The 10705-nt window shown below is 71.2% G+C and carries 7 protein-coding genes and 1 pseudogene; 4 read left to right on the top strand and 4 right to left on the bottom strand.

What is annotated here, in order from left to right; all coding sequences use genetic code 11:
* On the top strand, nucleotides 1-711 hold a 711-nt coding region (locus ACFV9O_RS15965; protein WP_385417674.1), incomplete at its 5' end, for an ABC transporter permease.
* Nucleotides 712-859: 148 nt separating this feature from the next.
* Here the strand turns inward: ACFV9O_RS15965 and ACFV9O_RS15960 are convergent.
* Entirely contained in the window at nucleotides 860-1249 is a 390-nt protein-coding gene (locus tag ACFV9O_RS15960) for a rhodanese-like domain-containing protein (RefSeq protein ID WP_385417671.1), read from the bottom strand.
* The gene (locus ACFV9O_RS15955) at nucleotides 1246-1809 is read right to left on the bottom strand and encodes a cysteine dioxygenase (protein WP_385417668.1); all 564 of its coding nucleotides are present in this window, start codon (nucleotides 1807-1809) and stop codon (nucleotides 1246-1248) included. The genes ACFV9O_RS15960 and ACFV9O_RS15955 overlap by 4 nt, the downstream gene beginning before the upstream one ends.
* A gap of 33 nt (nucleotides 1810-1842) precedes the next feature.
* Between ACFV9O_RS15955 and ACFV9O_RS15950 the strand changes: the two are divergent.
* Nucleotides 1843-4588 (top strand): annotated as a pseudogene (locus tag ACFV9O_RS15950) (fumarate reductase/succinate dehydrogenase flavoprotein subunit).
* A gap of 897 nt (nucleotides 4589-5485) precedes the next feature.
* Here ACFV9O_RS15950 and ACFV9O_RS15945 read toward each other — a convergent pair.
* Both ACFV9O_RS15945 and ACFV9O_RS15940 read right to left on the bottom strand, forming a co-directional pair.
* Nucleotides 5486-6814, bottom strand: a complete 1329-nt coding sequence (locus ACFV9O_RS15945) for a class I SAM-dependent RNA methyltransferase (RefSeq protein WP_385417665.1) — start codon at nucleotides 6812-6814, stop codon at nucleotides 5486-5488.
* Nucleotides 6815-6899: 85 nt separating this feature from the next.
* A complete protein-coding gene (locus ACFV9O_RS15940) occupies nucleotides 6900-8948 on the bottom strand; it encodes an APC family permease (RefSeq protein WP_385417662.1) in 2049 nt (682 codons plus the stop codon).
* Nucleotides 8949-9263: 315 nt separating this feature from the next.
* Between ACFV9O_RS15940 and ACFV9O_RS15935 the strand changes: the two genes are divergently transcribed.
* Both ACFV9O_RS15935 and ACFV9O_RS15930 read left to right on the top strand, forming a co-directional pair.
* A complete protein-coding gene (locus tag ACFV9O_RS15935; protein WP_385417658.1) occupies nucleotides 9264-9932 on the top strand; it encodes a potassium channel family protein in 669 nt (222 codons plus the stop codon).
* Nucleotides 9932-10612: a potassium channel family protein gene (locus ACFV9O_RS15930; protein WP_385417655.1), complete on the top strand. Its 681-nt coding sequence runs from the start codon at nucleotides 9932-9934 to the stop codon at nucleotides 10610-10612. Before ACFV9O_RS15935 ends, ACFV9O_RS15930 begins: the two co-directional genes overlap by 1 nt.
* Nucleotides 10613-10705: the final 93 nt, after the last annotated feature.

Raw genomic sequence — 10705 nt, 5'->3', positions numbered from 1 at the left:
GTCTCCGCGAAGGTCACCACCGAGGACAAGCTGCCGGCCCCGTCCGCGGTGTGGGCCGGTGTGACCGACCTGTGGCTGCAGGGCACCCTGCTCGATGTCATCTGGACCAGCATCTCGCGCGGTCTCTTCGGCTTCCTGCTGGCCCTCGCCATCGGCACACCGCTCGGCCTGCTGGTGGCCCGGGTGAAACCCGTGCGTGCCGCGATCGGCCCGATCCTGTCGGGTCTGCAGTCGCTGCCGTCGGTGGCGTGGGTGCCGCCCGCCGTCATCTGGCTCGGCCTGAACGACAAGATGATGTACGCGGTCATCCTGCTCGGCGCCGTCCCGTCGATCGCCAACGGCCTCGTCTCCGGCGTCGACCAGGTGCCGCCGCTGTTCCTGCGGGCCGGGCGCACCATGGGCGCCACCGGCCTCAAGGGCACCTGGCACATCGTCATGCCGGCCGCGCTGCCCGGCTATCTGGCCGGACTGAAGCAGGGCTGGGCCTTCTCATGGCGCTCCCTGATGGCCGCCGAGATCATCGCCTCCTCCCCGGACCTCGGCCTGGGCCTCGGCCAGCTGCTCGAGAACGCCCGCAACAACATCGACATGGCCGGGGTGTTCCTCGCGATCATCCTCATCCTGATCGTCGGTATCGCCATCGACTTGCTCATCTTCAGCCCGCTGGAGCGGCGGGTGCTCCACAACCGCGGGCTGCTGGTCGCCCGCTGAAAGACGGATCGCGATCGGCACGGGATGCGCGCCAATCCGTCCGCACACCGGCAGACCCGGCGCATGGCACCGGCTACGCGAAGGCATCGCCCCGCAGCGGAGCCGGTTCTGCCGTGTGCGGAGGGGAAGGGCCCCATCCGCACGGGTCCTACGGTGCGCTGACGGGCAGGCCCGCCGCACGCCACGCCTGGAAGCCGCCGACGAGGTCGGTCGCGCGGTGCAGCCCCAGCTGGTGCAGCGATGCGGTGGCCAGGCTCGAGGCGTAGCCCTCATTGCAGATCACCACGATCCGCAGATCGTGGCCCGTGGCCTGCGGGACGCGGTGGGAGCCCTGTGGGTCCAGCCGCCACTCCAGTTCGTTGCGTTCGATCACGAGGGCTGCGGGAATCAGCCCGTCGCGCTCGCGCAGTTCGGCGTACCGGATGTCGACCAGCAGTGCCCCGTCGGCAGCCGCCGCGTACGCCTCCTGCGGGCCTACGCGGTCGAGCCCGGCGCGGACCCGCGCCAGGTGCTCGTCGATGGACGGCTTTCCGCTCACCGCCAGTCCTCCGGCCTCTCGACCTGCTCCAGCCAGAGCACCGCACCGGTGCGGCTGAAGCGGCGCATCAGCGGCAGCGGCGGGTAGTAGGCGTGAACGGAGACGGTGTGCTCGGTGCGGGACTCGTTCAGCACTTCGTGCACGTGGTGGTGGCCGAAGGCCCTGCCCTCACCGGGCGGCAACTTCCGTCGGCGGTCGACGCCCTCGGCCAGCTCCAGGGACCTCCACCCCTCGGTGGGAAGGCGCACCGCGAGCGAGTTCTCCGTCAGTTCGCCTGCCGCCGTGGTGAAGGCGCCGATCGACTCGGCGTGGTCGTGCCAGCCGGTGCCGGTGCCGGGCGGCCAGCTGATGAGCCATGCCTCGCTGCCACCCGGGCCCTGGATGCGTACCCAGGTACGGCCTTCGGGGTCGAGCGGGAGCGCGGCGATGAGGTCGGCGTCCGCGGCGGTACGACGCACGAATTCGAGCAGCTGGGCAGGGGTCGGGCCCGGGAAGTCGGCGGACGTCCGTGTGGGTGAGGGGGCCTGAACGAACGCAGGAGTGCTTGTCGTGAGGGACACGGGTACCGTCCTGCCCTCTGAAAGGCACGCCCCGTGGACACCCTGGTGGACACCCCCCTGGCCATCCCCGCCCTCGCCGACGCGACCGAACTGTCCTGCGACGTCCTCGTCATCGGCGGCGGCACCGCCGGCACCATGGCCGCGCTGACCGCCGCCGGACGCGGCGCGCACGTGCTGCTGCTGGAGAAGGCGCACGTGAGGCACTCCGGCGCGCTCGCCATGGGCATGGACGGGGTCAACAACGCGATCATCCCGGGCCGGGCCGAGCCCGACGACTACGTCGCCGAGATCACCCGCGCCAACGACGGCATCGTCGACCAGTCCACCGTCCGGCAGACCGCGACCCGCGGCTTCGCGATGGTCCAGCGCCTGGAGTCGTACGGGGTGAAGTTCGAGAAGGACGAGCACGGCGAGTACGCGGTCCGCCAGGTGCACCGGTCCGGCTCGTACGTGCTGCCGATGCCGGAGGGCAAGGACGTCAAGAAGGTCCTCTACCGGCAGCTGCGGCGCCGCGAGATGCGGGAGCGGATCCGCATCGAGAACCGGGTCATGCCGGTCAGGGTGCTCACCCACCCGGCCGACGGCCGGGCCGTCGGCGCAGCCGGGTTCAACACCCGCACCGGCGCGTTCGTCACCGTCCGGGCGGGCGCGGTGATCCTGGCCACCGGGGCGTGCGGCCGGCTCGGTCTGCCCGCCTCCGGCTACCTGTACGGGACGTACGAGAACCCGACGAACGCGGGCGACGGCTACGCCATGGCCTACCACGCGGGGGCCGCGCTCACCGGGATCGAGTGCTTCCAGATCAACCCCTTGATCAAGGACTACAACGGGCCGGCCTGTGCGTACGTCGCGAACCCGTTCGGCGGTTACCAGGTGAACCGGCACGGCGAGCGGTTCGTGGAGTCGGACTACTGGTCGGGGCAGATGATGGCCGAGTTCGCGGCCGAACTCGCCTCCGACCGAGGCCCGGTGTACCTCAAGCTCAGCCATCTGCCCGAGGAGACCATCACCGCCGTCGAATCGATCCTGCACACGACGGAGCGGCCCACCCGCGGCACTTTCCACGACGGCCGCGGCCACGACTACCGCACCCACGACGTCGAGATGCACATCTCGGAGATCGGACTGTGCGGCGGGCACTCCGCCTCCGGGGTACGGGTGGACGCGCACGCCCGCACCACCGTGCCCCGGCTGTACGCGGCCGGCGACCTGGCCTGCGTACCGCACAACTACATGATCGGCGCGTTCGTCTTCGGCGACCTGGCCGGCGAGGACGCCGCGCGGTACCGGGCCTTCGAGGGAGAGCTGCCCCGGGACCAGCTGGCCGCCGCCCACGACCTCGTCTACCGGCCGCTGCGCAATCCGGACGGGCCGCCGCAGCCGCAGGTGGAGTACAAGTTGCGGCGGTTCGTCAACGACTACGTGGCACCGCCGAAGACGGGGGCGAAGCTGTCCCTGGCGGTGGAGGCGTTCAGCCGGATGTCGGAGGAGATCGCCGGGATGGGGGCGCGCACGTGGCACGAACTGATGCGGTGCGCCGAGGTCACCTTCATCCGGGACTGCGCGGAGATGGCGGCCCGGGCCTCGTTGGCCCGGACCGAGTCCCGGTGGGGCCTGTACCACGAGCGGCTGGACCATCCGGAGCGGGACGACGCGGGCTGGCTGCACCACCTTGATCTGCGCAAGTCGCCCTCCGGGGCGATGGAGTTCACCGCGCGACCGGTCGAGCCGTACGTGGTCCCGGTGCCGGAGTTCGCGCCGGCGCCGGGACCGGAGCGGCGGCTGGGCGAGGTCACGCTGGTTCCCGTGGCCACGGCCGGTCCGCGGGACGCCGCCCCGGCCGCCCGCCCGGCCGCACCCGCGGCGGCTCCGGTCCCGGCCGAGACCCCGGAGGTCTCCGCGCCCAGCCCCGCCCTCCTCCGCCTCCTCTCCCTCGCCGAGGAGTCCCCCGACCTGGACGCGCTGCGCCCCTACCTGGGCGACGCCGACCCGGCGGTGCGGGCCGCCGCCGTGGCCGCCCCCGGCGAGACGGTGCCGGCCGGTGCGGGGCCCGCGCTCGCCGAGCGCCTGCGGGACACCGCACCGCAGGTCCGGGCCGCCGCCGCGGCTGCGCTACGTGAGCTGGTCGAAGTCCTGCCCGCCGAGCCAGAGTTCGGGGCCGGTCTGCGGGAGGCGCTGGGCGTCGCCGACCCGGCCGTCCGGGCCGCCGCGCTCGACGTGCTGCGGGCGCTGCGGCTGGGCGATGCCGGGATGTACGCCGCCGCGCTCGGCGACACCGACATCGAGGTCCGCATCAGCGCCGTCCGGGCCCTGGTCTCGGTGGACGCGGTCCCGGAGCTGGCGGTGGCCGCCGCCGACCCGGCCCGCGAGGTCCGGGTCGCAGTGGCCCGCGGCCTCGCGGCCGTGCACGCCCCGGCCCCGGCACCGCTCGACCCGCTGCTGGACGACCCCGACCCCCTGGTCCGGGGCGCCGCCCTGGCCGCGCTGGCCGCCACCGGCTGCCCGCCCCGCTACGCCGTGCTGGCCGCGGCCGCCCTCGACGACCCCGCCTGGCAGGTCCGGGCCGGCGCCGCGACCGCCCTCCAGGCGGCCCCGCCCGCCCAGGCCGTCCCCGCCCTCGCCAAGACGCTGGCCGACACCAACGCGGATGTCCGCAAGGCCGCCGTCCTTTCCCTCCTGCCCCAACCGCGCCGACCCCGAAGCCCGCACCGCCCTCGCCGTGTCCACCACCGACCCCGACGCCGACATCCGCGCCTACGCGTCCCGCGCAGCCTCCTGACCACCGCAGTTTCGAGGGCTGCGGCCGACGCCACTTCCACCACGCAGGTCAGGGCATGCGGCGCGCGGCCCAGCGGCACGGGGGCCATGTCGGATCCGACACCCGGCCCTTGCCCCCAGCGAAGCGGATCTGGCACCGGCACCGGGAGATACGCACCAGTCAACTCCCGCTCGCCCGAGGCCCGGGCGCAACCATCCTCACCGAGCCAGTCGTACACCCGGCGGGCACGCCGGGCCAGCCACTCGCCGGGAGCTCTCATCGGCCCTCGATTACCAATCGCCCGGTGAGTAAGCGCAGGTCGGACCTTCCACCTTCTGGATGGCGTCTCGCCGGGAGGCGCCCGCTCCGCCCTCCCATAGGGGGCGGATGGCGTCTTTTCTGGCCGGACACGGTGGTCGGGTCTACTGGATGATCATTGGAGTCTTCAGATCCACTGCGGTCCGGAAGTCCCGGTGGCCGAACGAAACCGGATTTATACGGGTGGCCGTGCAACATGCGTCCAACGGCCACACACGCACGAGACCGGCCTCCCTGGCGGGACGCCATGCCGGCAGGTGGCCGAACTTGACGATGCCTTCCGCGATACATGCGTGGGAGCCCGACCCGGCCGATCGGCCCGACGTGGGAGCCATGCGCCGGGGCAAGGAACCCGAAGCGCGCGCGTTCGCACCGCGACCCTTCTCAGTCCTCGAAGAGACGGAGCGTCACGACACCGTCGAGCGCATCATTTCAGCATCAGGACATCGCCCTTGACGCACATGATGCGCACCTATCAGAACCGCAGGTCAGCGGCCCTTATCGGCAGGCTCCAGGATCGCCACGCACTCCACGTGGTGCGCCCATGAGAACAGGTCGGCCCAACCCTCCGAGACCTGAGGAAGTAGAAAAACCAGCAGGTCAGAGGCTCTTTGCAGCGGGTTCCAAAATCGCCACGCACTCCACGTGCGAGGTCATCGGAAACAGGTCGAACGCCCGCAGCGTCCGCGGCTTGTACCCGTTGTCGCGGAAGTACGCGAGGTCCCGCGCCAGCGCCGCCGGGTCGCATGCCACGTAGGCGATGCGGCGCGCGCCGAGGCCCGACACGTGGGCGACCGTCTGCTTGCCGGCGCCCGCGCGGGGCGGGTCGAGGACGACGAGGTCGGCCTCGGTGATGCCGGTGCGCGGGAGGACGGATTCGACCTTGCCCTGTTCGATGCGGACGCGCGGGAGGTCCTGGAGGTTGTGGCGGGCGTCCTCGACGGCGCGCTTGCCGGACTCGATGCCGAGGACCGCGCCCTTCTCGCCGACGCGCTGGCCGATGGCGCCCGCGAACAGGCCGACGCCGCAGTAGAGATCGAGGGCCGTGTCGCCCTTGCGGGGCATCAGGCCCTGCATGACGGCCTGGACGAGGACGTCCGCGGCCTTGGGGTGGACCTGCCAGAAGCCACCCATGCCGACACGGTAGGTGAGGTCGTCGGCGCGCTCGCGGACGAAGGGGCGGCCGTGGACGCGGTGGACGCTGCCGTCCTTCTCGTGGACGCGCAGGACCGAGACGGGCTTGTCGAGCTCCACGATCGGCAGCCGGGCGCCGGGGCGCGGGGTGAGGATCACCTGGCGGTCGCCGGAGCCGGTGGCGGCGATGGCCTCGATGGAGGCCATGCCCTCCCAGGTGCGCTTCTCGATGCCGAGTTCACTCACTCCCGGGGCCGCGATCATGCAGTGCTCGATCGGCTCGACCTCGTGGGAACGGTGCCGGCGCAGACCCGCGCGGCCCTCGGCGTCGACGGCGTACTGGACGCGGGTGCGCCAGGCGGGCACCTGGCCCGCGGGCAGCTTGTCGCCCTCCGCCGGCATGACCGTGCCGTCCCAGCCGGCCTCCTCGGGGGTGAGGCCCGCGAGCCGCTTCAGCTGCTCGGCGATGACCTCGCCCTTGAAGCGGCGCTGTGCGCCCGGCTTGGCGTGCTGCCAGTCGCAGCCGCCGCACTTGCCGGGTCCCGCGTACGGGCACGGCGCCTCGACGCGGTCCTTGGACGGCTCCAGTACGCGCACGGCGTCGGCGCGCAGATAGCGCGAGCTCTCCTCGCCCTCGGTGACGCGGGCGACGACCTTCTCGCCGGGCAGCGCGTGCCGCACGAACAGCACACGGCCGCCCTCGGTGCGGGCGATGCAGTGGCCGCCGTGTGCGACGGGGCCGACCTCGACCTCGTACTCCTCCCCGACCAGCGAAGACTCAGAAGCGTTCTGCATGACGGGGTGACTCCAGGGATACGAGAGGGGGGCGTCGTCCGTGTGCGGACGACAGCCCCCCAGTCTACGTGGATGCCAGGTGCCCTCAGCTCCTGCCGCTGGGCTCCTTCGGCCGCTCGGTCACGGGGCCGCGGCGCACCGCGCCCGGTGCGTTCCACTCCTGGCGCTTCCTGGCCCGCTTCTTGGCGGCTTCGGAGGACTGGAGCTGGTACGGCACGGAGGTCACCATGACGCCCGGGGTGAACAGCAGGCGGCCCTTGAGGCGCAGGGCGCTCTGGTTGTGGAGCACGTGCTCCCACCAGTGGCCGACCACGTACTCGGGGATGATCACGCTGACCGCGTCCCGCGGGCTCTCGCGCCGCAGGCCCTTCACGTACTCGATGATCGGGCGGGTGATCTCGCGGTACGGGGAGTGGAGGATCTTCAGCGGCACGTTGATGCCGCGCCGCTCCCACTCCTCCTTGAGCGCCTTGGTCTCCGCCGGGTCGACGTCGATGCTGAGCGCCTCCAGCGTGTCGCTGCGCAGCAGCTTGGCGTAGGCGACGGCGCGCAGGGTCGGCCGGTGGACCTTGGAGACGAGCACGATGGAGTGGACCCGGGAGGGACGGACGGTGTCGTCGGTCGGCTCGTCGGGGGCGGCGATCTCGTCGGCGACGCGGTCGTAGTGCTTACGGATCGCCGTCATGGTCCCGTAGAAGATCACCATGCCGAGCAGGGCGACCCACGCGCCGTGCGTGAACTTGGTGACGAGAACGACGACCAGCACCAGGCCGGTGAAGAAGGCACCGAAGGTGTTGATCGCGCGCGAGCGGATCATGTGGCGGCGCTTGGCGGGGTCGCGCTCGGTCTTCAGATGCCGGTTCCAGTGCCGGACCATGCCGGTCTGGCTGAGCGTGAAGGAGACGAAGACGCCGACGATGTAGAGCTGGATCAGCTTGGTGGAGTCGGCTCCGTACACCCAGACCAGCAGGATGGCCGCGCCTGCCAGCAGCACGATGCCGTTGGAGAAGGCGAGCCGGTCGCCGCGGGTGTGCAGTTGGCGCGGCAGGTAGCGGTCCTGGGCGAGGATCGAGCCGAGCAGCGGGAAGCCGTTGTACGCGGTGTTCGCGGCCAGGAAGAGGACGAGGGCGGTGGCCGCGGCGAGGAGCACGAAGAAGAACGTGCCGTCACCGAAGACGGCGGCCGCGACCTGCGAGATCACCGGGTCCTGGACGTAGTCCGGGCCGACCGGTGTGCCGTTGCTGAGCAGGTCGTGGGCGGGGTTCTCGGCCATCTTGACGTCGGTGGCCATGGCGAGGCCGATGATGCCGCAGAACATGGTCACGGCGAGGCCGCCCATGAGCAGCAGCGTCGTGGCGGCGTTCTTGCTCTTCGGCTTGCGGAAGGCGGGGACGCCGTTGCTGATGGCCTCGACGCCGGTGAGCGCGGCACAGCCGGAGGAGAAGGCGCGCAGCAGCAGGAAGACGAGCGCGAAGCCGGCCAGCCCCTGCTGCTCGGGCTCGATCTCGAAGCCGGCGGTCGGGGCCTGCATGGTGTCGTCGAGGACGAGGCCCTTGAAGGCACCCCAGGCGACCATGATGAAGACGCCGGCGACGAAGACGTAGGTCGGGATCGCGAAGAGCTTGCCCGACTCCTTCACGCCGCGCAGATTCATCAGCGTGAGCAGCACGATGATCGCGATGGCGCTGAGCACCTTGTGCTCGACCACGAAGGGGATCGCGGAGCCGAGGTTCTCCACGCCGGAGGAGATCGACACGGCGACGGTGAGGACGTAGTCGACGAGCAGCGCGCTGGCGACGGTGAGGCCGGCCTTCGGGCCGAGGTTGGTGTTCGCCACCTCGTAGTCGCCGCCGCCGCTGGGGTACGCGTGGACGTTCTGCCGGTAGGAGGCGACGACGGTGAACATCAGGACCACGACGGCGACCGCGATCCAGGGGCTGAAGTGATACGCCGACACACCCGCGATGGAGAGGACCAGCAGGACTTCTCCCGGGGCGTACGCCACCGAGGACAGCGGGTCGGAGGCGAAGACGGGAAGTGCGATGCGCTTCGGCAGGAGCGTTTCTCCCAGCCTGTCGCTGCGCAGCGCCCTGCCGATCAGGATCCGTTTGGGAATGTCGGTCAGTTTGGACACGCAAGGGATCGTAAGGGTTTCCTCTTGACGAAGCCCACCCGCGGCCCTTTCCGGCGCGGAATCGCACGGTCCTGTCATGCTGACGCCACCCCGTAGCAATCGAACGAGCACGTAGCGCTACGTACGACGCGAGTGCGCCCGGCATCCCCCTGCATTGCCACCGCGGATGAGGGCAACACAGGCCCCGCGTCATAAGCTCGTCAAGGGCAACAACCGCACACCGATGCCCCGTCGTTGCCCGGCAGAGCCGAGAGAAAAGAGTCAGCAGGGTGTTTGCGCAGGTCAGCGGGATGACCAGGACTGCGGGGTAAGCAGGTGCACATCGTCATCATGGGCTGCGGGCGAGTGGGAGCGGCGCTCGCGCAGACCCTGGAGCAGCAGGGGCACACGGTCGCCGTCGTCGATCAGGACCCCACGGCCTTCCGTCGTCTGGGCTCCGGTTTCGGGGGCCGCCGCGTCACCGGGGTCGGCTTCGACCAGGACACGCTGCGCGAGGCGGGGATCGAGGAGGCCGGTGCGTTCGCCGCGGTGAGCAGCGGCGACAACTCGAACATCATCGCGGCGCGGGTCGCCCGCGAGATGTTCGGGATCGAGAACGTGGCGGCGCGGATCTACGACCCGCGGCGCGCCGAGGTGTACCAGCGACTCGGCATCCCGACCGTGGCCACGGTCCGCTGGACCGCCGACCAGATGCTGCGGCGGCTCCTGCCGTCCGGGGCCGAGCCGCTGTGGCGGGACCCGAGCGGTGGCGTCCAGCTCGCCGAGGTGCACACGTCCCCGGCCTGGATCGGTCACAAGATCAGCAAGCTGCAGGACGAGACGGGCGTGCGGGTCGCGTTCCTCACCCGGCTCGGCGAGGCGGTCCTGCCGTCCTCGCAGACGGTGCTGCAGGAAGGCGATCTGGTCCACGTGATGATGCGTACGGACGAGATCGAGAAGGTCGAGGCGGCATTCGCCCAGGGTCCCGAGGAGGGCGGTCACTGATGCGGGTCGCGATTGCAGGGGCCGGCGCGGTGGGGCGTTCCATCGCGGGAGAGCTGCTGGAGAACGGGCACGAGGTGCTCCTGATCGACAAGGCGCCCACCGCCATCTCGGTGGAGCGGGTGCCGCAGGCCGAGTGGCTGCTGGCCGACGCCTGCGAGATCACGTCGCTGGACGAGGCGGCGCTGCAGCGCTGCAACGTCGTGATCGCGGCGACCGGCGACGACAAGGTGAACCTGGTCGTGTCGCTGCTGGCGAAGACCGAGTACGGCGTGCCACGTGTGGTCGCCCGGGTCAACAACCCCAAGAACGAGTGGCTCTTCAACGAGTCCTGGGGCGTCGATGTCGCGGTGTCCACGCCGCGTCTGATGTCGGCGCTGGTCGAGGAGGCGGTGAGCGTCGGCGACCTGGTCCGGCTGCTGCGCTTCAGCCACGGCGACGCCAACCTGGTCGAGCTGACGCTGCCGCCGGAGTCGGCGCTGGCGGGCACGCAGGTCGGGGACGTGGCCTGGCCGGAGGACACCTCGCTCGTGACGATCATCCGCGGGCCGCGAGTGCTCACACCCCACGGCGAGGAGACGCTCGAGCCCGGGGACGAACTCCTCTTCGTCGCGGCGCAGGCCCGGGAGGAGCAGTTGGAGGACCTGCTCTCGGTCCGCCGGGAGGACACGACGACGAGCTGACGCTCGCGCACGTACGGGACGGGGGCCGGGGGACCCACAAGGTTCCCCGGGCCCCCCCTGTGTCCTGCCTTCGGCTTCCGTGCCCCATTGCCC

The organism is Streptomyces sp. NPDC059909 (assembly GCF_042730885.1).
GTDB lineage: Bacteria > Actinomycetota > Actinomycetes > Streptomycetales > Streptomycetaceae > Streptomyces.
This window is presented reverse-complemented; position numbering and strand designations above follow the sequence as displayed.

What these genes read in the sequence shown, in the direction of transcription:
- ACFV9O_RS15945 (WP_385417665.1), bottom strand. Translation starts at nt 6,814, where the DNA reads ATGCAGAACGCTTCTGAGTCTTCGCTGGTCGGGGAGGAGTACGAGGTC.
- ACFV9O_RS15930 (WP_385417655.1), top strand. Translation starts at nt 9,932, where the DNA reads ATGCGGGTCGCGATTGCAGGGGCCGGCGCGGTGGGGCGTTCCATCGCG.